Genomic DNA, 25,446 nt, shown 5'->3' with positions numbered 1-25,446 from the left:
ACATACACGAATCAACTGACTTGCAAGCTCATGAAAAACACAGGGGAAGCGGTCGTTTGGCACACCGTTTACTCCCGCTCTTCGTATAGCCGCCGCGGCGATGGCGCTTCCTATAATCCGCCGCCTCCTCCCCACGCGCCTGCGGGCGCGCCTCGCCGGCACATGAACGACAAGCCCCGATCCGCTGCGCACAGCCCCTCCACCGCAGCCGCCGCCGGCAAGCCCTCCCCCACCTTCGGCAAGCGCCTGGCACGCTGGGCCCTGTGGGGCCTGGGGTTGCTGGCCGGTGGCGCCGCCGCCGTGGCCCTGCTGCTCGGTCTGGCACTGTCCCTGGCCTACCCCAATCTGCCGGACATCAGCGGCCTGACCGACTACCGCCCCAAGCTGCCCATGCGCGTGCTGTCCAGCGACGGCGTGCTGCTGGGCGAATTTGGCGAGGAGAGACGCAGCTACCTGCCGATCCAGCAGATCCCCAAGGTCATGCAGGAAGCCGTGCTGGCCATCGAGGACGCGCGCTTCTACCAGCACGGCGGCGTGGACTATCTGGGCGTCATCCGCGCCGGCCTGGCCAACGTCGGCGAGTCGCGCAGCCAGGGCGCGTCGACGATCACGATGCAGGTGGCGCGCAACTTCTACCTGTCCACCGAGAAGACCTTCACGCGCAAGATCTACGAAATCCTGCTGGCGCTGAAGATCGAGTCGGCGCTGTCCAAGGAGAAGATCCTCGAGATCTACATGAACCAGATCTTCCTGGGCCACCGGGCGCACGGCTTCGCGGCCGCCAGCGAGGTCTATTTCGGCAAGCCGCTGGACAAGCTCAGCGTCGCCGAGGCCGCGATGCTGGCCGGCCTGCCCAAGGCGCCGTCGGCCTACAACCCGATCAACAACCCCAAGCGCGCGACCATCCGCCAGCAATACATCATCGAGCGGATGTACGAGACCGGCTACATCACCGAGGAACAGCGCGACGAGGCCAAAGCCGAGAAGCTGCGCATCCGGCCGGTGAGCGAGTCCGTCTCGCATGCCGAGTTCGTCGCCGAGGCGGCGCGCCAGCTGATCTTCAGCCAGTACGGCGACGAGGCCTATTCGCGCGGCCTCAACGTCTATCTGACGCTGAACAGCGCCGAGCAGAACAGCGCCTACCGCGCGCTGCGCCGCGGCATCCTGGACTACGAGAAGCGCCAGGTCTACCGCGGCCCCGAGGCCTACGCCGACCTGCCCGGCGATGCCAAGGAACTGGACCCCCGCATCGCCGAGGCCCTGGCCGACCACCCCGCCAACGACGAGCTGCTGGCGGCCGTCGTGCTCGACGCCGACCCGAAGAAGGTCACCGCCGTGCTGCAGAGCGGCGAGAACATCACCATCACCGGCGACGGCCTCAAGCCCGCCACCTCGGGCCTGTCGGACAAGGGCAACCCCAAGACCCGCATCCGCCGCGGCGCCGTCATCCGCGTCGTCAAGGGCTCAAAGCAAAAGGACGGCGGCGAGTGGACCATCACGCAGTTGCCCGAGGTCGAGGGCGCCTTCGTGTCCCTGGACCCGCGCAGCGGCCAGGTGCATGCGATGGTGGGCGGCTTCGACTACAACAAGAACAAGTTCAACCACGTGACCCAGGCCTGGCGCCAGCCGGGCTCCAGCTTCAAGCCCTTCATCTACTCGGCCGCGCTGGAGAAGGGCTTCACGCCGGCCACCGTCGTCAACGACGCGCCGCTGTTCTTCGATGCCGGCGTGACCGGCAGCCAGCCCTGGGAGCCCAAGAACTACGACGGCAAGTTCGAGGGCCCGATGCCGCTGCGCACCGCGCTGGCCAAGTCCAAGAACATGGTGTCCATCCGCATCCTGCACTCCATCGGCGTGCGCTATGCGCAGGACTGGATCACGCGCTTCGGCTTCGAGGCCGAGAAGCATCCGGCCTATCTGACGATGGCGCTCGGCGCCGGCTCGGTGACGCCGATGCAGATGGCCCAGGCCTATTCGGTGTTCGCCAACGGCGGCTATCGCGTGAGCCCGCAGCTGATCGCGAAGATCACGGACAACAAGGGCAAGCTGCTCTACGAGGCCCTGCCGACGACGCTGGCCGACGGCGCCCGCGCCATCGAGCCGCGCAATGCCTTCATGATGAGCAGCCTGCTGCAGGAGGTCACGCGCAGCGGCACGGCGGCACGCGCCCAGGCCATGCTGAAGCGCCCCGACATCTACGGCAAGACCGGCACGACCAACGACTCCATGGACGCCTGGTTCGCCGGCTACCAGAAGGAGCTCGCCGCCGTCGTCTGGATCGGCTACGACCAGCCGCGCAAGCTCGGCGACCGAGAGACCGGCGGCGGCCTGAGCCTGCCGGTCTGGATCGAGTACATGCAGTACGCGCTGAAGAACAAGGCCGTCGACGAGGTGACGCCGCCCGAAGGCGTCGTCAACGTGAATGGCGAATGGTTCTACGAGGAGTATTCGGGCACGAGCGGCGTGCGCGAACTGTCCAACGAACCCAACGTGCCGGGCGCGGCCACGGAGGAAGAGAAGAAGTCGATCCTCGACCTCTTCAAACGCTGAAGCTCAGCGCCTGGCCGGCCTGCTCGCTGGCGCAGCGCGACAGCCGCGCGCAGAACTCCTGGCCCTCGCGGTCCACCCACTGCGCGCCATCCCACTTGAAGTGGTAGCCGCCGGCGCGCGCGGCCAGCCAGATCTCCTGCAGCGGCGGCTGGGTGTTCAGCACGATCTTGCTGCCGCCGGGCATGCTGAGCTCCAGCAGACCGCCCGTGCGGTGGGTGTCGATGTCGACCACGTCGTCTTCGAGCCAGGCATCGATCTGCGCCTCGATGCGGGCGAGCAGGGCATGGGCCTTAGCGTGGTAGTCGGCGTCGGACAGGGACATAAACTGGGCGGATGAAGAAGACTACCGTCAGTGTAGGGGGGCGCCTGATCGCCCTGGCGATCACCCTTACCGCCCTTGCGGGTTGTGGCCAGAAAGGCCCGCTGACCCTGCCCAAGCCGGCCGCCGCGGCCTCCGCGCCCGCCTCGGCGCCGCGCTGATCAGCCCGCCCTGCCCTCTTGCACCGCGTGGCAGGCCACGCGGACGCCCCGGATCTCCAGCAGCTCGGGGCGCTCGCGCCTACAGCGCTCGTCGGCCAAGGGGCAGCGCGGGTGGAAGCTGCAGCCGCTCGGCGGCTGCAGCGGGTTGGGCACCTCGCCCTGCACCGGCGTCCGGGCGCGGCCGGTCATGTGGATGTCGGGGATCGCATCCAGCAGCATGCGGGTGTAGGGGTGGCTGGGCCGGGCGAACAGCTCGGCCTTGCCGGCCATCTCGACGAGGCGGCCCAGGTACATGACGCCGACCCGGTCGGCCACATGGCGCACGACGGCGAGGTTGTGCGAGATGAAGAGATAGGTCAGCCCATGCTCGCGCTGCAGGTCCTTCATCAGGTTGAGAACCTGGGCCTGCACCGACACGTCCAACGCCGATGTGGGCTCGTCGCAGACCAGGAACTCGGGCCGGCTGGCCAGCGCCCGCGCGATGGAGATGCGCTGGCGCTGGCCGCCCGAGAACTGGTGCGGAAATTTCTCAGCATCCGCCGGGTTCAGGCCCACGGAAGCAAGCAATTCGCCGACGCGCTGCCTCGCCTCGGCGTCGCCCTTCACGAGGCCATGCTCGCGCAGCGGCTCGGCAACGATATCCAGCACCTTCCAGCGCGGGTTCAGCGACGCATAGGGGTCCTGGAAAATCATCTGCATGCGGCGGCGCAACTGCTGCTGCGTGCCGGCCGAGGCCCGCGCGACGTCCTCGCCATCGAAGCGCACCACGCCACGCGTCGCGCCATGCAGGCCGACGAGCAGGCGCGCGACGGTGCTCTTGCCGCAGCCGCTCTCGCCGACCAGGGCCAGCGTCTTGCCACGCTCGATCGCGAAGGACACGCCGTCCACCGCATGCACGAAGGCCCTGGGCTTGCGCTCGACCAGCCGGTTCAGCCAGGGCGGCGACACGTCGAACACCTTGGCGAGGTCCTGCACCTCGACGAGAGGGGCGCTCATCGCGCGGCCTCCAGCGTGATGGGCTTCCAGCAGGCCGCCTGGGTCGCCCCCGCCGCCGCCAGTTCGGGGCGCTGCGTGCGGCAGCGGTCGTCCGCATGCGGGCAGCGCGGGTTGAAGGCGCAGCCGCCCGGAATGGCCGTTAGCCGCGGCATCGCACCGTCGATCTGCAGCAGGCGCTCGCGATCCTCGTCCATGGCCGGGATGGCCCCCATCAGCCCCACCGTGTAGGGGTGGGCCGGCCGGTGGATCACGTCGGCCACCGGGCCGGTCTCGGCGATGCGGCCGGCATACATGACGACGACGCGGTCACAGGTCTCGGCGATGACGCCCATGTCGTGCGTGACCAGCATGACGGCGGCGCCCTGCTCCCGGCAGACCTGCTTCAGCAGCGCAATGATCTGCGCCTGGATGGAGACGTCGAGTGCCGTCGTCGGCTCGTCGGCCACGATGAGCTTGGGCTTGGCCGCCAGCGCCAGCGCGATGACGACCCGCTGGCGCATGCCACCGGAGAACTGGTGCGGGTAGTGGTCGACGCGCGCCTCGGGCGCCGGGATGCCGGTGGAGGCCAGCAACTCGATGGCCCGCACGCGCGCCTGGGCTGTTGTCAGGTCGAGGTGGGTCGTGATGGTTTCGACGAGCTGGCGGCCCACGGTGTAGAGCGGGTTCAGCGAGGTCAGCGGGTCCTGGAAGATGGCGCCGATCTCGCGGCCGCGCACGCGGCGCATCTGCTGGTAGGGCAGGTTGTCGATGCGCCGCCCCGCCAGCCGGATCTCGCCGGCAGCGATGCGGCCCGGCGGGTCGAGCAAGCCGATGATGGCCGCCCCGGTGAGCGACTTGCCGGCGCCGGACTCGCCGACGACACCGAGGATCTCGCCCGGCCCGATGGCCAACGAGATGTCGTCCAGCGCCAGCAGCCTGCCGTGGCGGGTCGGGAATTCCACCCGCAGGTGGCTGACTTCGAGCAGCGGCGCCGTCATCGCAGCCTCGGGTTCAGCGCGTCGCGCAGCCAGTCGCCGAGCAGGTTCACGCTGAGCGTGATCAGCACCAGCGTCAGGCTGGGCCAGGCGGTGATCCACCATTCGCCGGAGAACAGCGTGTCGTTGCCGTTGCGGATCAGCGTGCCCAGCGACGGGCTCGTGACCGGCACGCCGACGCCGAGGAAGGACAGCGTGGCCTCGGTGATGATGGCCGAGGCGATCTGGATCGTGGCCAGCACGAGGACCGGCCCGAGCACATTGGGCAGTACATGCCGGCCCATGATGCGCAGCGGCCCGACGCCGATGACGCGCGCCGCCTGCACATATTCCTTGTTGCGCTCGACCAGCGTCGAGCCGCGCACGGTGCGCGCGTACTGCACCCAGCCCGTCAGCGCGATGGCCAGCACCAGCACGACGAAGGCCAGCGCATCGGGCGCCTGCGGGAACAGGCTGCGGCCGACGCCGCTGATCATCAGCGCGACGAGGATGGACGGGAAGGACAGCATCACGTCGCAGACGCGCATGACGAAGGCGTCCACACGCCCGCCGACAAAGCCCGCCAGCAGGCCGAGGCCGACACCGATCAGCATGGACAGCAGTACCGACGCGATGCCCACCAGCAGCGAGATGCGCGTGCCATACATCAGCGCGGACAGGATGTCGCGGCCCTGGCCATCGGTGCCGAGCAGGTATTTGGCCTCGCCGCCTTCCACCCATGCCGGCGGCTTCAGCGAATCCATCAGTTCCAGCGTCGCGAGGTCGAAGGGCTTGTGCGGCGCGACGACATCGGCGAACAGCGCGCAGCACAGGCAGACCAGCGCGATGACGGCCGCCGCCATCGCCACCGGCGACGAGCGGAAGGAATGCCAGACATCGCCGTCGAAGAAACCGCGCAGCGCGGCGGCCGACGGCGTCGGATTGGGATTGGCGTCGGCTGCCATCGTCAATGAGCCCCGCCGTCGACGCGCAGGCGCGGGTCGACGACGAAATAGAGCAGATCCACGCCGAGGTTGATGACGACGAAGATCAGCGAGATCAGGCAGAGATAGGCCGCCATCACGGGGATGTCGGCGAACTGCACCGCCTGGATGAAGAGCAGGCCCATGCCGGGCCACTGGAAGACCTGCTCGGTGATGATGGCGAAGGCGATCAGCGAGCCGAGCTGCAGGCCCGTGATCGTGATGACCGGCACCAGCGTGTTCTTCAGCGCATGGCCGAAGTAGACGCTGCGGTCGCTCAGCCCGCGGGCCCGCGCGAAGCGGATGTAGTCCGTGCGCAGCACCTCCAGCATCTCCGCGCGCACGAGGCGCATGATCAGCGTCAGCTGGAAGGCCGACAGCGTGAAGGCCGGCAGGATCAGATGCAGCAGGCCGTCGCGCGTCAGCAGTCCCGAGGTCCACGCGCCGAAGGCGACAACCTCGCCGCGGCCGAAGCTCGGCAGCCACTTCAGCTCGACCGCGAAAACCCAGATCAGCACGATGCCGATGACGAAGTTGGGCAGGCTGACGCCGAAGAGGGTGCCCGTCATCAACAGCTGCGCACTGGCCTTGCCGCGCCGCAGCGCCGCATAGACCCCCAGCGGAATGCCCAGCCCGAGGGCGATCGCGCCGGCGACGACGGCAAGCTCCAGCGTCGCCGGGAAACGCTCGCCGATCAGCGTCGACACCTTGCGCCCCTGGCGCAGGCTGATGCCGAACTCGCCCTGCACCGCATTCACGACAAAGCGCGCGAACTGCACCGGGAAGGGTTGGTCCAGCCCCAGATCCCTGCGCAGCGCGGCGCGCTGCGCCTCGGTCGCGTCCTGGCCCAGCAGGTTGGTGACCGGATCGCCGACGTACTGGAACAGCATGAAGGCGATGAAGGCCACCGACAGCATGACGACAAGGGCCTGGGCCAGGCGGCGGAGGAGGAAAACCAGCATGTGAGGACTCGTCCGCGGCCGTGACCAGCCCCAACCGGCGAAGCGCGCATCATGGCTTCGCCCAACCTACAGGGCAAAAGGGAAAGCCCTAGACGGCCATCACTCCGCAGCCCCAATAAAAACGGGCCGCTCGCGCGGCCCGTCGGCAAGAGGCGAACAGCCCAGGATCAGAAGCGGTGACGCAGGCCGACCGTCACGCCGTCGCGGCTGGTCATGCCGTTACCGAAGGTGACATTCCCGCTCACATTGGTGTGATCGAACTCGAAATAAGCGTCCGTGCGCTTGGAGAAGGCGTAGTCGGCCACGAAGGCGAAGAAACTGGCCTTGTCCGTCGTCGAGGCGCTGGTCGACAGCCCCTTGGCCGCCAGCGCAGCAGCGAACGGCGCAGCCAGATTGTCCTGGCTGCCGTAATGCGTCTGCCGGGTCAGCCAGACGTTCGCACCGAGGTTCAGCTGGGGCGTCAGCTGGTAGGTGGCGCCGAACATCAGCATGTTGCGCGTCTTGATGTCGACCGAGGCCAGGTTGAAGACGTTGGCACCCAGCAAGCCTGAGGTATAGGCGCCACGGGTCTTCACGCCAATGTCGAAGGCTCCGTTGGTCGCGGCGGACGCCGCAAACGCTGGACCGCTGGACTGGTCGAGCAGATCGTAGAAGTTGTCGAACTTATTCTGCCCCCAGGACGCATTGACGTACAGCGGGCCGTCCGTGTAGGAAGCGCCGAAGACGGTGCCCTTGACCTTCTTGCCCGTCTGCTCGGTGGCCTGCAGATAGGCGCCGCCCACGGCCCAGGTACCGTCGTTGTAGCGCAGCATGGCGCCGATGGTCTTGTTCGGAGCGATGGCGGCGGCACCCGACTGGCCTTCCCCGGCGCTGACCTGGATCTCGCCGTAGACGTTGCCGACCTGGGCCAGGTACTTCACCATATTGTCCTGGCGGGCCGCCATGGACAGGCCCATCTCGGGCTTGTAGGCCTCGATATAGGGCGAGTAGCGGAACGACGCGAAGCTCGACGTGTAGAGATCGAACAGGATGTTGTACTGGCGGCCGAGGCGGATCTGGCCAAAGTCACTGGACTGCAGACCGACCCAGGACTGGCGCCAGAACTCGGCGGCAGCCACGGTGCCGGTGTCGGAATTGAAGCGGTGCTCCAGGTTGACCAGTGCCTTGAATCCCCCGCCCATGTCCTCGGTGACATTCACCCCCAGGCGGCTTTGCGACATGCCGCCAGGGATCAGTTGCTTGGTCGAGACGCCAGGATTGGCATTGCTCGTGTAGCGCACGGCCGAATCGACGATGCCGTACAGGGTCACGCTGGATTGGGCCCAGGCGGCCGAAGTGCTGGCGGCCAGGACAGCAACGGCCAGGGAAGCTTTTTTCATCAAGGTTGTCTCCTGCTAAGAATAATCAGCTGATTCATTCTCAGCGAAGCGCCTTGCCACACCGCGGCGCCTGTTGCTGAATTTCCACAGCAATTCCCCTGTCTCCTGCGGGACAAATGGAAAAGCCGCTCGAAGGCGGCTTGGCTGATGCGCAACGGCCCGAGGGCCGCGCGGGATCAGAAGCTGTGGCGGATACCGACGTCGAAGCCGCTGGACTTCTGGCCACCAGCCGTCGCAGCAGGAGCGCCGCCCAGCGTGTACTTGGCGCCGTCCTTGTTGTCGATCTGGGCGAAGGTCGTGTACAGCGAGGTGCGCTTCGACAGGCTGTAGATGTAGCCGATCGCGAACAGCTTCGCATCGCCGCCGACGATTGCCTGGGCAGCCGTGTTGGCGCTGGAGTTCGTGAACGAGGTCTGCAGCTGACCCTGGCCGAGGCTCCAGGTCAGGGCGGCGGTCACGGCCTTGATCTTGGCGTCACCGGCTTCGGTGGTCGTGTACATCAGAGCGGGCTTGATGCCGCTGAAGTCATACGAACCGGCGATGCTGGACACCTTGTACTTCGTGCCGGTGCCGTTGCTGGAGAAGGCCGCGGACACATGGACCGGACCCTCCTTGTAGCCCAGGCGGATGTCCTGCATCTTGTTGCTGCCGTCGCCTTCGCCGGCGGCGACATCGGCGGCGCCGTAGAAGCCACCCAGATCCTTGGGCGTCTCGTAGCTGACCATGTTGCTGGCGCGCGTGAACGTGCCACTCTGCGTACCGCTCAGCGTGCCGAGGGCGGTCTTGTCGGCGATGACCTTGGTCACGTCGCCGAGGCCGGTACCCGAGTACGGGTCGAAGTCTTCGATGTGCAGGCGGGTCGCCGTCTTGTAGCGGCCCAGGCGGATTTCACCGAATTCGCCCATCAGGCTGACGGTCGAACGGCGGCCCCAGAAGGCGTTGCTGCCGTTGACGGTGCTGCCACCAGCGCCGGTATCCGTGGCGACTTCAGACTCCAGCCAGAAGCCGGCCTTCAGGCCGCCGCCGAGGTCTTCAACGCCCTTGACGCCGAAACGGCTGGTGCTCAGGCCGCTGGAGTCCAGCTTCTTCAGCTTGAGGTCGCCAGTCTTGACGTACTTCATGTCAGCGTCGATGACGCCGAACAGGGTGACCGAGGATTGCGCGACGGCGGCACCGCCGGTCAGGCCGAGGACGGCCAGGGCAATCAGAGCTTTCTTCATTCGATACTCCTAGGTATTCATCCGAGTCGCCGGCCGCACAGGGCACAGCGACTTACCTCCTGTGAGGAAGTGGGCATATTCCACTACAGGTTTCGCCCCCTGGGGAATTTACGGATATGAAATTGTGTGTTGCCGTTGTTCAACCACAACGCCGCTCTGATGTCACGATTTCTTCATTGAAACATTGGCCAACTGAATGCAATCGCTCGCAAGCCCACCCCATCTCCACAGCCTGAGCCTGGGCGACCGTTGCCTGTGCGCGCTGGACGCCGGCCTGCGCACGGTCTTCACGACGGCGCGGGCCACCCGCCCGTCGCCTGCCGCGGGCCTGCCGGCGACGCAGTTGCCGCCAGCCGACACCCGCGAGGCCGGCGCACTGATGCGGGTCAACCACGTCGGCGAGATCTGCGCCCAGGCGCTCTACCAGTCGCAGGCGCTGTTCAGCCGCAGCGATGAGTTGCGGCAGCACTTCGAGAAGGCCGCGCAGGAAGAACTCGACCACCTGGCCTGGACCGCCGAACGCGTCGCCGAACTGGACACCCACACCAGCCATCTCGCACCGCTCTGGTGGGCCGGCGCCTTTGCCTGGGGCAGCCTGGCCGGGCTGGCCGGCGACAAATGGAGCCTGGGCTTCGTCGTCGAGACCGAGCGTCAGGTCGAGGCGCATCTGGCCTCCCACCTGGACCGCCTGCCCGCCGACGATGCGCCGTCACGCGCCATAGTCGACCAGATGAAACGCGAGGAAGCCGAACATGCCGACGCGGCACTGGCGGCCGGCGCGCTGCCTCTGCCCGCCCCGATCCGGGGCCTGATGCGCGCTGCGGCCAGGGTCATGACGACCGTGGCCCACCACGTTTGACCCGTCAGAGGTTGAGAGTTTTTCGGCCGCGCCCGAAAGGCGCGTCAAAACGCCCTCGAACTAGGCGCAAAGCACAGCCATAGCTCGGGCTATGGCGAGCATTTGCAACGACGAGCGGGGGTGTTTTGGCGTGCAAGGCGGGCATGGGTGAAAGACTCTCAACCTCTCAGGCCTCGGCGATCTCGAAGGAGGTGCTGATGGCCGAGGTCTTGGCCAGCATCGCCGTGGCCGAGCAATACTTTTCGTGCGACAGCGCGATGGCACGCTCGACGATCTCGGGCTTCAGCCCCTTGCCGCTGACGACGAAGTGGAAATGGATGGCCGTGAAGACCTTGGGGTCGCTGGTGGCGCGCTCGGCCTTCAGCACCACCTTGCAGCCGCGCACGTCGTGGCGGCCCCGCTTCAGGATCAGCACGACGTCATAGGCCGTGCAGCCGCCGGTGCCGGCCAGCACGGTTTCCATCGGGCGCGGCGCCAGGTTGCGCCCGCCACCGTCCGGCGCGCCGTCCATGGACAGCACGTGGCCGCTCCCCGTCTCGGCGACGAAGCTCATGCCGCTCGGCCCCTCGGCCCCCAACCAACTGACAGTGCATTCCATAGAGGTCTAGAGTCAAAGCTCCAATTCGTTCACAGAAAAAATATTGCGGCGCAGCATAACTCGGCGCTAAACTGCCAACCAAGCGAAAACGCTTTCGCACCGATTGTCTCCTCCACCGCCTCCATGGTGGATTCAACCCGAGCTTGCAAGAGCTCGGGTTTTTTTTGCTGGTCAGTTGGCAAGCGACCCGCTGCGCGAATCGCCTGGCGCTGACGCGCCCCGGGCCTGCAGCCCGTTGCCAACAGGCCCATCCGCGCCGCAAGCGACGCGACGCCGGTTGCGAAGGGTGCGTCTCTTATCATGCGGCGCCGCAACAAGACTGCATGGAGACCCGATGAGCGCCCCCTCGCGCCGCCGCCCGCCCGTGACCAAGGCCGCCGCCCAGGTGCCCGCGATGCTGCCGCCCGGCAGCAGCTATCTGCAGCGCATCCTGAACGCCCGGGTCTACGAAGTGGCCCGCGAAACCGAGCTCGCGGCCGCGCCCAAGCTGTCCAGGCGCCTCGCCAACAAGGTCTGGCTCAAGCGCGAGGACGAGCAGGCCGTCTTCAGTTTCAAGCTGCGTGGCGCCTACAACAAGATGGCCCATCTGACGGCTGAGCAGCGCGCCGCCGGCGTCATCTGCGCATCCGCCGGCAACCATGCCCAGGGCGTCGCGCTGTCGGCCAAAAAGCTCGGCTGCCGGGCCGTCATCGTGATGCCGGTGACGACGCCCCAGGTCAAGGTCGACGCGGTCAAGGGCCATGGCGGCGAGGTCGTGCTGTTCGGCGAGAGCTTCACCGACGCCTACGGCCATGCGCTGGAGCTGGAGCGCGAGCAGAGCCTGACCTTCGTCCACCCCTTCGACGACCCCGACGTCATCGCCGGCCAGGGCACGATCGCGATGGAGCTGCTGCGCCAGCACCCCGGCCCCATCGACGCGATCTTCGTCGCCATCGGCGGCGGCGGCCTGATCTCCGGCGTGGCCGCCTACGTGAAGGCGCTGCGCCCCGAGATCAAGATCATCGGCGTGCAGACCACCGACTCCGACGCCATGCTGCGTTCGGTCAGGGCCGGCAAGCGCGTGCAGCTCAACGACGTCGGCCTGTTCGCCGACGGCACCGCCGTCAAGCTGGTCGGCGAGGAGACCTTCCGCATCGCCCGCGAGCTGGTGGACGACTACATCGTCGTCGACACCGACGCCGTCTGCGCGGCCATCAAGGACGTCTTCGAGGACACGCGCTCCATCCTGGAGCCCTCGGGCGCGATGAGCGTCGCCGCCGTCAAGCAGTACGCGGCGACGACCGGCGCCAAGGGCCAGACGCTGATCGCCATCACCTGCGGCGCCAACATGAACTTCGACCGCCTGCGCTTCGTCGCCGAGCGGGCCGAGGTCGGCGAGCATCGCGAGGCCCTGTTCGCCGTCACCATCCCCGAGGCACGCGGCAGCTTCAAGCGCTTCTGCGAGCTGCTGGGCCCGCGCAGCGTGACCGAGTTCAACTACCGCATCGCGGACGCCAACGTCGCCCACATCTTCGTCGGCGTCGCGACCGCCAAGCCCGACGACGCCGCCAAGCTCGCGCGCAACTTCACGAAGGCCGGCTTCGAGACGCTGGACCTGACCACCGACGAACTCGCCAAGCAGCATGTGCGCCACATGGTCGGCGGCCGCAGCGAGCTGGCCCGCGACGAGCGCCTCTACCGCTTCGTCTTCCCCGAGCGGCCCGGCGCGCTGATGAAGTTCCTGTCCAGCATGCACCCGGACTGGAACATCAGCCTCTTCCACTACCGCAACCAGGGCGCGGACTACGGCCGCATCCTCGTCGGCATCCAGGTGCCGCGTGGCGACGCCGCCGCGCTGCGCGACTTCCTCGCCGGCCTGAACTACCCCTTCGAGGACGAAACCGCCAACCCGGCCTACCGCTTGTTCCTGGCTTGAGTTGAAATCCGGGGGTTTGCATCCGCCTGCGCCATGACCGTTGCCCAACAGTCGCTGATCTCCCCCACCGCCAGCCCCGAGCTTGAGAAGGCCCTGCGCGACCGCGTCGACCGCCGCTCGGCCATCGCTGGCGGCCTGGGCGAGCTGGAGCCGCTGGCCGTGCGCCTGGGCCTGGTGCAGAACAGCCTGACGCCGCGCTTCCGCGACCCCGTCCTGGCGCTGTTCGCGTCCGACCACGGCATCGTCGTCGACGGCGTCGGCACCCAGTGGGGCCGCGCGACCCGCGACCAGGTGCAGATGGCCCTGCACGCCCAGCTGCCGGTGTCGGTGTTCGCGCGCCTGCAGGGCCTGCACCTGACCGTCGTCGACTGCGGCGTGGCCGAGAACCTGCCTCCGCACGCGCGCCTGCTGGCCCGCAAGGTCGCCCACGGCACGCGCAACGCGCGCACCGCCCACGCGATGAGCCCGGAGCAGGCCCATGCCGGTGTGCGCGTCGGCATGGAGATCGCCGACAACCTGCCCGGCAATGTGCTGGCCTGCGCCGGCATGGGCCAGGGCTCGGCCGAATGCGCAGCCCTGATCCTGTCGCGGCTGGCCGACCAGCCGGTGCGCGACTTCGTCGTCTCCGGCCCGGCCATGCGCCAGGACGACCTCGTCCACCTGCTCGACGTGCTGCACGGCGCGCTGGCCCGCCACCGCGACGCCAGGGAACCGATGGACCTGCTGGCGGCCTTCGGCGGCCACGAGCTCGCCGTCATGGTCGGCGCCATGCTCGTCGCGGCCAGCAAGCGCAGCCTCATCATCGTCGACGGCATCGCCGCCTGCGCCGCGCTCAAGCTGGCCTCGCTGATCTGCACGCCGGTGACCGACTACGCAGTGTTCTGCCGCAGCCATGTGCACCGCGGCCTGGACGAGGCCCTGGCGCTGTTCCGCGCCTCGGCCCTGCTGGAGCTGGGCATGGACAGCGCCGACGGCACCGGTGCCGCGCTGGCCTGGCCCATGATCCGCTCGGCGGCGGCCCTGCTGACCGACCTGCACGAGGTCGCCGAGGCCCGCCTCACCGCACGGCACGAACACGGCGCCAACGTGCCGACGCCCGGCGCCTGAGGCGCCCCTGGATTACTGCTGCTCGGCGTGGTTGGCCGACGCGGCCAGCGGCATGCCGTAGACCGAAGGCGCCACGCCCGGCACCGGCGCCGGCGTGCGCCCCGGCGGCGGGCCCACGTTCATGCTGCCCGGCGGGTTGCCGCCCAGCACCACGGGCGAAGGCGCGGCCAGTGGCAGCGAACCCGTGGCCGGCGCGGCCGGCGGGCTGATCTGCAGCACCTGGCTGGGCGCCTGGCCGGCGCGGCCGAGGCTGGCGCTGCGCGCATCGACGCGCGCCAGCCGCAGCTCGCCGTCGACCACGGCGCCGACGCGCACCGTGCGCGCCACGCCGTCCACCTCGATCAGCGCGACGCCCTCGCCGGCCTCGGCCGCACGGGCATTCTTCGGCGCGACGACGCCCAGCAGGCGCAGCCGCGTCGACGGCGCCTCGGGCTCGGCAGCGGCCTCGGCCGCCGTCACGCCCAGCAGCCGCCCCAGGTCCACCTGGGCCGCACGCACCTCGCCGGCCGGCAGCACCGATTCCGGCATCGGCAGCGGCCGCGCGAACAGCTGCAGGCCCCAATAGGCCACCGAGCTGCCCAGCAGCAGCCACACCGTCAACGCCATCATTCGAGCAAGCATGGCCCATTATGATGGCCCGCTCACCGCAGCCCTGTGCTCCTCATGCCCGTCATGCGTCGTTCCTCCCTCGCCCGCGGCTTCACGCTGATCGAACTGCTGGTCGTGCTCGTCATCATCGGCATCCTGGCCGCCCTGGTGGTGCCCAGCGTGCTGGACCGCGCCGAGGACGCCCGCGTCACCGCGGCGCGCACCGACGTGAACAACCTGATGCAGGCCCTCAAGCTCTACAAGCTCGACAACCAGCGCTACCCCAGCGCCGAGCAGGGCCTGGACGCCCTGGTGCACAAGCCCACCGCCGGCACGCCGCCGCCGAACTGGAAGCCCTATCTCGACAAGCTGCCCAACGACCCCTGGGGCCATCCCTACCAGTACGCCAACCCCGGCGTGAAGGGCGAGGTCGATGTCTACAGCTTCGGCGCCGACGGCCGCGCCGGCGGCGAAGGCCGTGACGCCGACATCGGCTCCTGGCAGTGAGCCGCGCCGCGCCCGTCGGGCGTCCGGCGGCTTCACCCTGATCGAACTGCTCGTCGTGGTCGCGCTGATCGCCATCGTCAGCGCGACGGTCACGCTGTCGCTGCGCGACCCCGCCGAGCTGCAGCTGCAGCGCGAGGCCCAGCGCCTCGCGGCCCTGCTGGAGACGGCGCGCGCCGAAAGCCGCGCCTCCGGCCTGGCCGTGCGCTGGGTACCCAAAGGCCTGAAGAGCGGCGACGACTTCCGCTTCGAGGGCCTGCCGCGCACGCTGCGGCTGCCCACGCGCTGGCTGGGCGAACCGGTGGCCGTGCAGGTCGAGAACGCGACGGCCGCCAACCCCGGCGTCAGCCTTGGCCCCGAGCCCATCATCCCGGCCCAGCGGCTGCGGCTGCGGCTGGGCGAGCAGCTGCTCGTGCTCGGCACCGACGGCCTGTCGGCCTTCGACATCGTCGCGCCGCAATGAGCCCGCACGCCACCCGCGGCTTCACGCTGATCGAGGTGCTGGTGGCCCTCGTCATCGTCGCCATCGCGCTGGGCGCCGGCATCAAGGCCGCCGGCGCGCTGACCCACAACGCCGAGCGCCTGGCCGAGGTCAGCGCCGCGCAGTGGTGCGCCGAGAACCTGCTGACCGAGCTGCGCCTGACCCATCAGTTCCCCGACATCGGCGAATCGCCCTTCAGCTGCGAGCAGCTCGGCCGCAGCTACGACGGCAAACTCAAGGTCAGCCCGACGCCCAACCCCAACTTCCGCCGCGTCGACGCCGCCGTCGCCAACGACCAGGGCCAGCCCGTGCTGAGCCTGTCCACCATCATGGGCAAGCTCTGATGTGCCCCTCGCCCAGTCTTGCCCCGCTGAACGCGGGCAAGCCCAGTCGGTCTTGCAGACCGCGCAGCGGCTCGCGCCGCAGCTCTTCGGCAGGCACAGGCCGCCCACAGGGCGCCCTGTGTCCGGCCTCAGCCCCCGAGGGGACGGCGATGCTTGCGACATCGAGCCGCAAGCACATCGCCAGCGCGGGCCGGCTTGGGAGCGGCCCGGCGCTCGGCCCGCAAGACCGCGGCTTCACGCTCGTCGAGGTGCTGGTCGCCCTCGTCGTCATGGCGACGATGGCGGCCATGGCCTGGCGCGGCATCGACGCCCTCGTGAAGAGCCGCGAGATCGCCCAGCGGCGGCTGGCCCAGACCGCGCGGCTGCAGACCGTGCTGGCGCAGTGGGAGGCCGACCTGCGCGCGCTGCAGGACAGCCACAGCCCGGTGCGGCCGCTGGCCTTCGACGGCGGCAGCCTGCTGCTGACCCGCCAGGCCCCCGCCGGCCTGCAGCTCGTCGTCTGGCGCCTGCGCGAGGGCAGCCTGTGGCGCTGGGAAAGCCCGGCCCTGCGCACCGTGCAGGACCTGGAAGACCAGCGCCAGCGCGGCCTGCAGCAGCTGGACGCGCGCAACCCGGCGCTGCGCGCCTTCGACGGCGTCGCCGCCTGGCAGTTCTACTGCTACTGGGGCAATGCCTGGAGCAACTGCCAGTCCACCGGCACCGCGGCCAATGCCAACGCCGGCCCCGTCAACGCCAAGCAGACGGTGCAGGCGCTGCCCACCGGCCTGCGCGTCGCGATGCAGTTCGCCGAGGGCAGCGGCCTGGCCGGCACGCTGACGCGCGAACTCGAGGTCACCGTCCGATGACGCATCGCGCCCATCAACGCGGCGCGGCGCTGCTGACGGCCATGATCATCGTCACGCTGATCGCCAGCCTGGCGGCCGGCATGGTCTGGCAGCAGTACCGCGCGGTGCAGATCGAGGCCGCCGACCGCGCCCGCGCGCAGAGCAGCTGGATCCTGCAGGGCGCCCTCGACTGGGCGCGGCTGATCCTGCTGGAGGACGCCAAGCAGAACCGCAACAAGCCCGTCGACCACCTCGGCGAGCCCTGGGCCGTGCCGCTGGCCGAGTCACGGCTGTCCACCTTCCTGGCCGCCGACAACGGCGCCAGCGCCGACGACGGCCCCGAGGCCTTCCTGTCCGGCAACATCGAGGACGCGCAGTCCCGCTACAACCTGCGCCACCTGCTCGGCGGCCCCCAGGTGCCCGAACTGGAAAAGCGCGTGCTGGAGCGGCTGTGCAGCCAGATCAACGCGCCGCCGGGCACGGCCGGCGTCATCATCGCGGGCCTGCGCGCTGCCTTCCCGGCCGCGGCAAGCGGCGCCAGCGCGCCGGACACCAGCGACAGCGGCCCGCTGCGGCCGGCCGGCGTGGACGAGCTCGGCTGGCTGGGCCTGGACGCCGACACCATCGCGCGGCTGCAGCCCTATGTCGTGCTGCTGCCCAAGCCGACGGCGGTCAACCTGAACACCGCGCCGCGCGAGGTCATCGCGGCGCTGTTCGACGGCGTGGACCTGGCCTCGGCCGAGCGCGTCGTGCAGGGCCGCAAGGCCAGGCCGCTGCAGACCGTGGAAGAGGCCAAGGCCTACCTGCCCGCCAGCGTGCCGATCGACGCCGGCCGCGCGTCGGTGGACTCGTCCTTCTTCGTCGTCACCGGCCGGCTGCGCCTGGACGAGCGCCAGCTCGAACAGCGCTCGCTGATCGAACGCCAGGGCCTGAACATGGTCGTGCTGGCGCGCGAGCGCATCAACCAGCTGCTGGATCGGGACAAGCCCTGATCCTGAAACAGCAACAGATCTTCACCGCCAGCCCCTGATTCCGGCCGGTACCGTCATGGCCCACTCCTAGAATGCGCCGCGCCCACCCGACCCCATGAGTACGCTGCTGCTTCTCCTGCCTCCCCGACCGCGCCTGCGCGCGCCGGGCCAAGCCACACCCGCGGCCGATGCGCCGCGTGCGAACGCGGCGCGCGAGTACGACTACGCGCTGACCTCGGACGGCCGCCAGATCCTGCGCGAGGGCCGCGCCGACGCGGCCCGGCTGCCGGCGGCCGACACCGTCGTCGCCGTCGTGCCCGAGTCCGACATCAGCTGGCGCCGCGTCGAGCTGCCGCGCGCCGGCCGCCAGATGCGCGCGGCCCTGGCCGGCAAGCTGGAGGAGGCCCTGCTCGACGAGCCCGAGGCCCTGCACTTCGCGCTCGAACCCGACGCCTCCGGCGGCGACACCGCCTGGGTCGCCATCACGTCGCGGCCCTGGCTGGCCGACCACCTCGCCCAGCTCGACGCGGCCCAGGTCTTCGTCGACCGCGTCGCGCCGCTGGCCTGGCCGGAGGAGCCGGCCCGCGGCCACTTCTTCGAGTCGGGCGCCGACGGCATCGCGCTGCGCTGGAGCCATGCGGACGGCGTCGCGACGCTGCCGCTCGGCGGCGGCCTGGCGCGCCAGCTCTTCCCGCCCGGCCTCGTGCACGCGGCGCAATGGACGGCCACAGCCGGCGTCGCGACCGCGGCCGAGCGCTGGCTGGGCACCACCGTCGCCGTGCAGACGCCGGCCCAGCGCGCGCTGGCCGTCGTCGACAGCGCCTGGAACCTGCGCCAGTTCGACCTCGCACCGCGAGCCCGCGGCACGCGCGCGCTGCGCCTCGTCACGCGCGCGCTGATGCGCAAGCCCTGGCAGCCGGTGCGCCACGGCATCGTCGCGCTCGCGCTGGTGCAGCTGCTGGGCCTGAACCTGTGGGCCTGGCGGCAGAACGGCGAGGTCAAGGACAGGCGCGCCGCCGTCTCCGCCACGCTGACCGGCGCCTTCCCGCAGATCCACGACCCGCTGGACCCACCGGTGCAGATGCAGAAGAACCTCGACCTGCTGCGCGCCAGCGCCGGCAGCATCGGCGAGCTGGACCTCGAAGCCCTGCTGGCCGCCGCCGCGACCGCCTGGCCCGGCGACCGCCCGCCCACCGACGCGCTGGCCTTCGAGCCCGGCCGGCTGACGCTGTCGGCCCAGGGCTGGAGCCAGCCGCAGATCGACAACTTCCGCACCCAGCTGCAGAGCGAAGGCTGGCGGCTGGATGCCAGCGAGGGCAAGCTGACCGTCAGCCGCGCCGGCGTGCAGGGGCGCAGCTGATGGCCGCCTCCCGCCACCCCAACGGCGGCCACGCGCTCGCCGCCGGCATCCGGCAGGCCCGCGCCCAGGCGCTGGCGCACTGGAAGACGCTCGGCGACCGCGAGCGCCTGGCCCTGCAGGCCGTCGCCGCTCTGCTCGGCGCCCTGCTGGCCTGGAGCCTGCTGCTCGCACCGGCACTGCGCACGCTGAAGACCGCGCCCGCCGAGCTCGAGAAGCTCGACCTGCAGCTGCAGCAGATGCAGGCCCAGGCCCAGGAGGTCCGCGCGCTGCGCGCCGCGCCCGCCGTGCCACCGGCCCAGGCCCAGGCCGCGCTGACCGCCTCCGTCGAGCACCTCGGCCCGGCCGCGCGCCTGAACCTGACCGGCGGCCGTGCCGTCGTCACGCTCAACGGCGTGCCGCCCGAGGCGCTGCAGGCCTGGCTCGGCGAGCTGCGCTCGGCCGCCCGCGCCCGGCCGGTCGAGGCCCAGCTGACGCGCGGCCCCAAGGGCTATTCGGGCAGCCTGGTGCTGACCCTGGGAGGCGCCTGATGCGTTGGCCCCGCCGTTCCACCCCCGCCCCGCAGTCGACGCTGATGACCGACTCCGTGCTGGGCGGCCCCCCCGCCGCCGGCCGCGCCGTGCGCCACGGCACGCCGCGGCGCTGGAGCATCGCCGGCGCGCTGCTCGGCCTGGCCATCGCCCTCGTGCTGTTCGCGCCGGCCGGCTGGCTGGCGCGCGCGCTGGCCTCGGCCACCGATGGCCATCTGCTCATCGTCGACACGCGCGGCAGCGTCTGGGACGGCTCGGGCGTGCTCGTGCTGGCCGGCGGCGCCGGCAGCCGCGACGCGGCCGCCCTGCCCGGCCGGCTGCGCTGGAAGATGGGCGTCAAAGGCCTCGGCCTGCAGCTCGCGGCCCGGCAGGACTGCTGCATCAACGGCGAGCTGCTGGTCGGCATCAGGCCCGGCTTCGGCCGGCTGGAGCTCAGCGTCGACACGCGGGCCGACTGGCTCGCACGCCTGCCCGCCGGCCTGCTGGCGGGCCTGGGCACGCCCTGGAACACGTTGCAGCTCGGCGGCTCGCTGCGCCTGTCGGCACGCGAGCTGAGGCTGGAATCGGTGCAGGGCCGCTGGCGCCAGTTCGGCGAGCTGCAGCTCGACCTGCTCAACCTGTCCTCGCGCGTGTCCACCGTCGCGCCGCTGGGCAGCTACCGCCTCGGCATCGCGGCCGACCCGGGCAATGCCGGCGTCAGCAATGTGCGGCTGCAGACGCTGGAGGGCGCGCTGCAGCTCTCGGGCGCCGGCACGCTGAGCGGTGGCGGCGGCAAGAGCCGCTTCGTCGGCGAGGCCGGTGCCGCGCCGGGCCGCGAAGAGGCGCTCAACAACCTGCTGAACATCATCGGACGCCGCCAGGGGGCGCGCTCCGTCTTGACGATCGGATGATCATGAATCTCCCACGCACCGCCGTCGTCGCAGCGATCTCCGCGCTGCTGCTGGCCACGAGCGCCACGCAGGCCCAGCCCGACAGCGCCACCGTCCAGCGCGGCCGCGCCAAGGGCCCGGCCGTCAAGGCCAGTTCGCCCGTCACGCTGAACTTCGTCAACGCCGACATCGAGGCCGTGACCCGCGCCATCGGCGTCATGCTGGATCGCCAGATCATCATCGACCCGCGCGTGAAGGGCACGATCACGGTCTACAGCGAGCAGCCGGTGTCCGTGGCCGAGGCCTATCGCAACTACCTGGCCGCGCTGCGCGGCCTGGGCTTCACGGTGGTCGAGACCGCCGGCCTGCTCAAGGTGCTGCCCGAGCCCGACGCCAAGCTGCAGGCGGGCTCGGTAGCCGTCGAGACCAGCAGCGTGCGCGGCGACCAGATCCTGACGCAGATCTTCCGCATCCAGCACGAGAACGCGAACAACCTCGTCGCCGTGCTGCGTCCGCTGATCAGCCCCAACAACACCATCAACGCCAACCCGGGCAACAACAGCCTGGTCATCACCGACTACGCCGACAACCTGCAGCGCATCGCCAAGATCATCGCGGCCATGGACACGCCGGGCACCAGCGACATCGAGATCGTGCCGCTGAAGCATGCCGTCGCGGCCGACCTGGCGCCGCTGGTGCAGCGCCTGGCCGACGGCGGCGGCACGGCCGCCGCGGCCGTGCCCGGCCAGAGCAGCAGCGCCGTCAGCGTGCTGGTGGACCCGCGCTCCAACGGCCTGATCCTGCGCGCCAGCAACCCGGCCCGGCTGGCCGCCGTGCGCTCCATGGTCGACAAGCTCGACCAGCCCAGCAGCGACGGCGGCAACAACATCCGCGTCGTCTACCTGAAGAACGCCGACGCGGCCAAGCTCGCCGTCGTGCTGCGCGCGGCCTTCGGCGCGGCCGCGTCGGGCGGCAGCGGCAGCACGGGCGGCACCTCCGGCAGCAGCTTCAGCGGCACCGGCAACAACGCGCTCGCCGGCAACAGCCAGAGCCTGACCGGCGCCACCGGCAACACCGGCAGCCAGGGCGGCATGAACGCCACGGCGGCCACGTCGCCGCTGAGCCAGTCCGCGGGCCCCACCACCGGCGGCTTCGTGCAGGCCGATCCGGCGACCAACGCCCTCATCATCACGGCGCCCGAGCCGCTGTACCGCCAGGTGCGGGCCGTCATCGAGCAGCTCGACGCGCGCCGCGCCCAGGTCTATGTCGAGTCCATGATCGTCAAGATCGACAACAGCAAGGCCGGCCAGTTCGGCGTGCAGTGGCAGAACCTGATCGGCACGAAGGGCGATCAGGTGGTCGGCGTCAGCGGGACGAACTTCGGTACCGGCCTGAGCAACATCTTCAATGTGATCGCCGCCGGCTCCGGCAACCGGAGCACCATCGGTACGGCGCTGGGCACGAGCAGCCTGCCCACCGGCTTCAACCTCGGCCTGGTCGGCAAGATCAGCGGCACCTATTCCATCGGCGCGCTGGCCAATTTCTTCGAGAGCCAGAGCGGCGCCAACGTGCTGTCCACGCCCAATCTCGTCGCGCTGGACAACGAGGAGGCCCGCATCGTCATCGGCCAGAACGTGCCCTTCGTGACCGGCTCCTACGCCAGCACCGGCGCGACGACCGGCGGCACCGTCAACCCCTTCACGACGGTGGACCGCAAGGACGTCGGCCTGACGCTGAAGATCAAGAGCCAGATCGGCGAGGGCGGCACGGTGCGCATGGTGGTCTACCAGGAGAACTCCTCCGTCGTGCCCGGCAGCAGCGGCACCCAGGGCCCGACGCTGGACAAGAGCGCCATCGAGACCTCGGTCGTCGTCGACGACGGCGACATCATCGTGCTCGGCGGCCTGCTGAAGGACGAGTACACCGACGGCGACGACGGCGTGCCCGGCCTGTCCAGGATCCCGCTGCTGGGCAATCTGTTCAGCAGCAAGAACCGCAAGCGCGTGAAGACCAATCTGATGGTCTTCCTGCGCCCCGTCGTGCTGCGCACCGCCGAGGGCACCAGCCAGCTGAGCCTGGACCGCTACGAGAGCATCCGCGCCGCGCAGCAGAACGGCCAGCCGAGCAAGACCTATCTGCTGCCCGACACCGGCGCACCCGTGCTGCCCGAGCCCAAGGCGTCCGCGCCCAAGCAGTGATGGCCGCGACCCGCCACCCCCTGCCCTATGCCTTCGCGAAGGCGAACTGCGTGCTGCTGGAAGACGACGGCAATGCGCTGACGCTGTGGGCCGCGCCCGAGGTCGGCTGGGCCACGCTGTCCGAGGTGCAGCGCCTGTACGCGGTGGACCGGCTGGAGGCCGAACCCGCCGCGTCGCTGGCCGAGCGCATCCATGCGGCCTATGCCGGCAGCGAGAGTAGCGCGGCCGTCGTCGTCGGCGAGGTCGAGAGCGCGGTGGACCTGTCGCGCATGATGCAGGACCTGCCCGCCGTGGAAGACCTGCTCGAGGCCGCCAACGACGCGCCCATCATCCGCATGCTGAACGCGCTGCTGACCCAGGCGGCCAAGGACGGCGCGAGCGACATCCACATCGAGCCCTACGAGCGCAGCAGCTCGGTGCGCTTCCGCGTCGACGGCACGCTGCGCGAGGTCGTGCAGCCCAACCGCGCGCTGCACGCGGCGCTGATCTCGCGGCTGAAGATCATGGCCGAGCTCGACATCGCCGAGAAGCGCCTGCCGCAGGACGGCCGCATCTCGCTGCGCATCGGCGGCCGCGCCATCGACGTGCGCGTGTCCACGCTGCCCAGCGCCCACGGCGAGCGCGCCGTGCTGCGTCTGCTGGACAAGAGCGAATCCAAGTTCACCCTCGAAGGCCTGGGCATGGACGGCCACGTGCTGGCCGCCTTCAAGAAGCTGGTGCAGCAGCCCCACGGCATCGTGCTCGTGACCGGCCCGACCGGCTCGGGCAAGACCACCTCGCTCTATGCCTCGCTGCAGACCGTCGACACCAGCACGACCAATGTGCTGACCGTCGAGGACCCGATCGAATACGAGCTGCCGGGCATCGGCCAGACCCAGGTCAATGCCAAGATCGACCTGACCTTCGCGAAGGCGCTGCGCGCCATCCTGCGCCAGGATCCGGACGTCATCATGATCGGCGAGATCCGCGACTACGAGACCGCGCAGATCGCGATCCAGGCCTCGCTGACCGGCCACCTCGTGCTGGCCACGCTGCACACCAACGACGCGCCCAGCGCCGTCACGCGGCTGACCGACATGGGCGTCGAGCCCTTCCTGCTCAGCAGCTCGCTGCTCGGCGTGCTGGCCCAGCGCCTGGTGCGCCGGCTGTGCCCCGCCTGCAAGCGCCAGGACGCGGACGGCCACTGGCACCCCGTCGGCTGCGAGGCCTGCGGCCACACCGGCTACAAGGGCCGCACCGGCGTCTACGAGCTGATGGTGGCCGACGCGGCCGTGCGCAACCTCATCCACCAGCAGGCTGCCGAAGCGGAGCTGACGACGGCCGCACGCGCCGCCGGCCTGCGCTCGATGCGCGAGGACGGCGAGCGGCTGATCACGGCCGGCGTCACGTCGATGGAAGAAGTGCTGCGCGTCACCCGAGATTGAGGCCGACCTCGTGCCCGCCTACAAATACGAAGCCCTCAGCAACTCCGGCCGCCAGACCAGCGGCCTGATCGAGGCCGACAACCCGCGTGCCGCGCGCGCCGCCGTGCGCGCGCTGGGCCTCACGCCGCTGGCCATCGAGACCGTGCAGCAGCATGGCGCCCAGGAGGGCAGCCGCTTCGCGCGCCGCGTGTTCAGCGCCACGGCCCTGGCCGTCTGGACCCGCCAGCTCGCCGGCCTCGTCGGCTCGGGCCTGCCCATCGAGCGCGCGCTGACGGCGCTCGCCGACGAGAGCGAGGACGTGAAGCAGCGCGAGCTCATCAGCCAGCTCAAGGCCGAGGTCAACGCCGGTTCGGCCTTCGCACGCGCGCTGGCCTCGGCGCCGCGCGAGTTCGACGAGGTCTACCGCGGCGTCGTCGCGGCCGGCGAGCAGAGCGGCGCGCTCGGCCAGGTGCTGGAAAAACTCGCCGACGACCTGGAGGAACGCCAGGACCTGAAGGCCAAGCTCGTCGGCGCGATGGCCTACCCGGCCATCGTGTCGCTGATCTCGGTGTTCATCGTCATCTTCCTCGTCACCTACGTCGTGCCGCAGATCGCGACCGTGTTCACCAGCTCCAAGCGCGCGCTGCCGATGCTGACCGTCGCGATGCTGGCCATCAGCGACTTCGTGCGCGCCTGGGGCTGGGCGCTGCTGGGCGGCCTGGTGCTGGGCGGCCTGGCCTTGCGCCAGGCGCTGAAGGCGCCGGCCTTCCGGCTGCGCTTCGACGCCGGCGTCCTCGGCCTGCCACTGCTGGGGCGGCTGGCGCGCGGCTACAACGCGGCGCGCTTCGCCGGCACGCTGGCCATGCTGGCCGGCGCCGGCGTGCCCATCCTGAAGGCGCTGCAGGCCGCGGCGGAAACCCTCTCCAACCGCGCCATGCAGGCCGATGCGCTGGATGCCCTCGTGCAGGTGCGCGAAGGCGCGCCGCTGGGTTCGGCGCTGGCCGGCAAGAAGCGCTTCCCCGGCATCCTCGCGATGTTCGCCCGCCTGGGCGAGCAGACCGGCCAGCTGCCCGAGATGCTGGGCCGCGCCGCGCGCCAGCTCGGCACCGAGGTGCAGCGCCGCGCTATGGCCGCGGCCACGCTGCTGGAGCCCCTGCTCATCGTCGCGATGGGCGCCATCGTGCTGCTGATCGTGCTGGCGGTGCTGCTGCCGATCATCCAATTGAACACCTGGGTCAAATAGACCACCCCTACCGGCTTCGCCGGCTCCTCAAGGGGCTGAGCCCGGACACAAACAGTCCTGTGGACTGTTTGTGCCTGGCGAAGGCCAAGGCCTCTGGCCTTGGCAACTGCCAGTGGCCCGACAAAGCCGGTT

25 protein-coding genes are annotated in these 25,446 nt (G+C 70.0%); 16 read left to right on the top strand and 9 right to left on the bottom strand.

Annotated features, from left to right (window positions below; all coding sequences use genetic code 11):
• The first annotated feature begins 162 nt into the window (after positions 1 to 162).
• Positions 163 to 2,550, top strand: coding sequence for a penicillin-binding protein 1A (locus NYP07_RS06700; protein ID WP_268148718.1), 2,388 nt, complete (start codon positions 163 to 165; stop codon positions 2,548 to 2,550).
• Here the strand turns inward: NYP07_RS06700 and cyaY are convergent.
• A complete protein-coding gene (cyaY, locus tag NYP07_RS06695; RefSeq protein ID WP_268148716.1) occupies positions 2,540 to 2,872 on the bottom strand; it encodes an iron donor protein CyaY in 333 nt (110 codons plus the stop codon). The genes NYP07_RS06700 and cyaY overlap by 11 nt on opposite strands.
• 11 nt (positions 2,873 to 2,883) lie before the next feature.
• On the opposite strand from cyaY, the gene lptM reads away from it, so the two are divergent.
• Entirely contained in the window at positions 2,884 to 3,030 is a 147-nt protein-coding gene (gene lptM / locus NYP07_RS06690; RefSeq protein WP_268148714.1) for an LPS translocon maturation chaperone LptM, read from the top strand.
• Here the strand turns inward: lptM and NYP07_RS06685 are convergent, their stop codons facing one another.
• From NYP07_RS06685 to NYP07_RS06660, 6 genes are all read right to left on the bottom strand, one after another.
• Positions 3,031 to 4,026: an ABC transporter ATP-binding protein gene (locus tag NYP07_RS06685; RefSeq protein WP_268148712.1), complete on the bottom strand. Its 996-nt coding sequence runs from the start codon at positions 4,024 to 4,026 to the stop codon at positions 3,031 to 3,033.
• Positions 4,023 to 5,003: an ABC transporter ATP-binding protein gene (locus NYP07_RS06680; protein ID WP_268148710.1), complete on the bottom strand. Its 981-nt coding sequence runs from the start codon at positions 5,001 to 5,003 to the stop codon at positions 4,023 to 4,025. The genes NYP07_RS06685 and NYP07_RS06680 overlap by 4 nt, the downstream gene beginning before the upstream one ends.
• Complete coding sequence (locus NYP07_RS06675) at positions 5,000 to 5,944, bottom strand: ABC transporter permease (protein ID WP_268148708.1); 945 nt, start codon at positions 5,942 to 5,944, stop codon at positions 5,000 to 5,002. The genes NYP07_RS06680 and NYP07_RS06675 overlap by 4 nt, the downstream gene beginning before the upstream one ends.
• 2 nt (positions 5,945 to 5,946) lie before the next feature.
• Complete coding sequence (locus NYP07_RS06670; protein ID WP_268148706.1) at positions 5,947 to 6,924, bottom strand: ABC transporter permease; 978 nt, start codon at positions 6,922 to 6,924, stop codon at positions 5,947 to 5,949.
• Positions 6,925 to 7,091: 167 nt separating this feature from the next.
• Entirely contained in the window at positions 7,092 to 8,303 is a 1,212-nt protein-coding gene (locus NYP07_RS06665; protein WP_268148704.1) for a porin, read from the bottom strand.
• A gap of 176 nt (positions 8,304 to 8,479) precedes the next feature.
• Positions 8,480 to 9,523: a porin gene (locus NYP07_RS06660; protein ID WP_268148702.1), complete on the bottom strand. Its 1,044-nt coding sequence runs from the start codon at positions 9,521 to 9,523 to the stop codon at positions 8,480 to 8,482.
• A 196-nt stretch (positions 9,524 to 9,719) separates the two neighbouring features.
• Here NYP07_RS06660 and coq7 point away from each other — a divergent pair, with 196 nt between their 5' ends.
• Entirely contained in the window at positions 9,720 to 10,382 is a 663-nt protein-coding gene (coq7, locus tag NYP07_RS06655) for a 2-polyprenyl-3-methyl-6-methoxy-1,4-benzoquinone monooxygenase (RefSeq protein WP_268148700.1), read from the top strand.
• A 166-nt stretch (positions 10,383 to 10,548) separates the two neighbouring features.
• Here coq7 and NYP07_RS06650 read toward each other — a convergent pair whose 3' ends face one another.
• On the bottom strand, positions 10,549 to 10,980 hold the full coding sequence (locus tag NYP07_RS06650) for an OsmC family protein (protein ID WP_268148698.1): 432 nt from the start codon (positions 10,978 to 10,980) through the stop codon (positions 10,549 to 10,551).
• 394 nt (positions 10,981 to 11,374) lie between these two features.
• Here NYP07_RS06650 and ilvA point away from each other — a divergent pair, with 394 nt between their 5' ends.
• Positions 11,375 to 12,895, top strand: a complete 1,521-nt coding sequence (gene ilvA / locus NYP07_RS06645; protein WP_268149013.1) for a threonine ammonia-lyase, biosynthetic — start codon at positions 11,375 to 11,377, stop codon at positions 12,893 to 12,895.
• Between the two features lie 33 nt (positions 12,896 to 12,928).
• Complete coding sequence (locus tag NYP07_RS06640) at positions 12,929 to 14,002, top strand: nicotinate-nucleotide--dimethylbenzimidazole phosphoribosyltransferase (RefSeq protein ID WP_268148696.1); 1,074 nt, start codon at positions 12,929 to 12,931, stop codon at positions 14,000 to 14,002.
• A gap of 12 nt (positions 14,003 to 14,014) precedes the next feature.
• Here the strand turns inward: NYP07_RS06640 and NYP07_RS06635 are convergent, their stop codons facing one another.
• Positions 14,015 to 14,623: a type II secretion system protein N gene (locus NYP07_RS06635; protein WP_268148694.1), complete on the bottom strand. Its 609-nt coding sequence runs from the start codon at positions 14,621 to 14,623 to the stop codon at positions 14,015 to 14,017.
• 51 nt (positions 14,624 to 14,674) lie between these two features.
• Here NYP07_RS06635 and gspG point away from each other — a divergent pair, with 51 nt between their 5' ends.
• From gspG to gspF, 11 genes are all read left to right on the top strand, one after another.
• Positions 14,675 to 15,097 carry a type II secretion system major pseudopilin GspG gene (gene gspG / locus NYP07_RS06630; protein WP_378990377.1) on the top strand — a complete coding sequence of 141 codons (423 nt, stop codon included), beginning with the start codon at positions 14,675 to 14,677 and terminating at the stop codon, positions 15,095 to 15,097.
• Positions 15,024 to 15,557 carry a pilus assembly FimT family protein gene (locus tag NYP07_RS06625; protein ID WP_268148690.1) on the top strand — a complete coding sequence of 178 codons (534 nt, stop codon included), beginning with the start codon at positions 15,024 to 15,026 and terminating at the stop codon, positions 15,555 to 15,557. Before gspG ends, NYP07_RS06625 begins: the two co-directional genes overlap by 74 nt.
• Positions 15,554 to 15,919 (top strand): type II secretion system minor pseudopilin GspI, encoded by a 366-nt coding sequence (gene gspI / locus NYP07_RS06620; protein ID WP_268148688.1) that lies wholly within the window; start codon positions 15,554 to 15,556, stop codon positions 15,917 to 15,919. The genes NYP07_RS06625 and gspI overlap by 4 nt, the downstream gene beginning before the upstream one ends.
• Positions 15,920 to 16,068: 149 nt before the next feature.
• The gene (locus NYP07_RS06615; protein ID WP_268148687.1) at positions 16,069 to 16,764 is read left to right on the top strand and encodes a prepilin-type N-terminal cleavage/methylation domain-containing protein; all 696 of its coding nucleotides are present in this window, start codon (positions 16,069 to 16,071) and stop codon (positions 16,762 to 16,764) included.
• Positions 16,761 to 17,735 carry a type II secretion system minor pseudopilin GspK gene (gene gspK, locus NYP07_RS06610; protein WP_268148685.1) on the top strand — a complete coding sequence of 325 codons (975 nt, stop codon included), beginning with the start codon at positions 16,761 to 16,763 and terminating at the stop codon, positions 17,733 to 17,735. Before NYP07_RS06615 ends, gspK begins: the two co-directional genes overlap by 4 nt.
• A 94-nt stretch (positions 17,736 to 17,829) precedes the next feature.
• Positions 17,830 to 19,074: a type II secretion system protein GspL gene (gene gspL / locus NYP07_RS06605; protein WP_268148683.1), complete on the top strand. Its 1,245-nt coding sequence runs from the start codon at positions 17,830 to 17,832 to the stop codon at positions 19,072 to 19,074.
• Positions 19,074 to 19,601, top strand: a complete 528-nt coding sequence (gene gspM / locus NYP07_RS06600; RefSeq protein ID WP_268148681.1) for a type II secretion system protein GspM — start codon at positions 19,074 to 19,076, stop codon at positions 19,599 to 19,601. Before gspL ends, gspM begins: the two co-directional genes overlap by 1 nt.
• Positions 19,601 to 20,491: a type II secretion system protein N gene (gspN, locus tag NYP07_RS06595; RefSeq protein ID WP_268148679.1), complete on the top strand. Its 891-nt coding sequence runs from the start codon at positions 19,601 to 19,603 to the stop codon at positions 20,489 to 20,491. The genes gspM and gspN overlap by 1 nt, the downstream gene beginning before the upstream one ends.
• A 2-nt stretch (positions 20,492 to 20,493) precedes the next feature.
• The gene (gspD, locus tag NYP07_RS06590) at positions 20,494 to 22,668 is read left to right on the top strand and encodes a type II secretion system secretin GspD (protein WP_268148677.1); all 2,175 of its coding nucleotides are present in this window, start codon (positions 20,494 to 20,496) and stop codon (positions 22,666 to 22,668) included.
• Positions 22,668 to 24,092, top strand: a complete 1,425-nt coding sequence (gene gspE, locus NYP07_RS06585) for a type II secretion system ATPase GspE (protein ID WP_268148675.1) — start codon at positions 22,668 to 22,670, stop codon at positions 24,090 to 24,092. The genes gspD and gspE overlap by 1 nt, the downstream gene beginning before the upstream one ends.
• Positions 24,093 to 24,102: 10 nt before the next feature.
• Positions 24,103 to 25,314, top strand: a complete 1,212-nt coding sequence (gspF, locus tag NYP07_RS06580; protein ID WP_268148673.1) for a type II secretion system inner membrane protein GspF — start codon at positions 24,103 to 24,105, stop codon at positions 25,312 to 25,314.
• Positions 25,315 to 25,446: the final 132 nt, after the last annotated feature.

It is taken from the genome of Pelomonas aquatica (assembly GCF_026712205.1).
Classification (GTDB): domain Bacteria; phylum Pseudomonadota; class Gammaproteobacteria; order Burkholderiales; family Burkholderiaceae_C; genus Pelomonas; species Pelomonas aquatica.
This window is presented reverse-complemented; position numbering and strand designations above follow the sequence as displayed.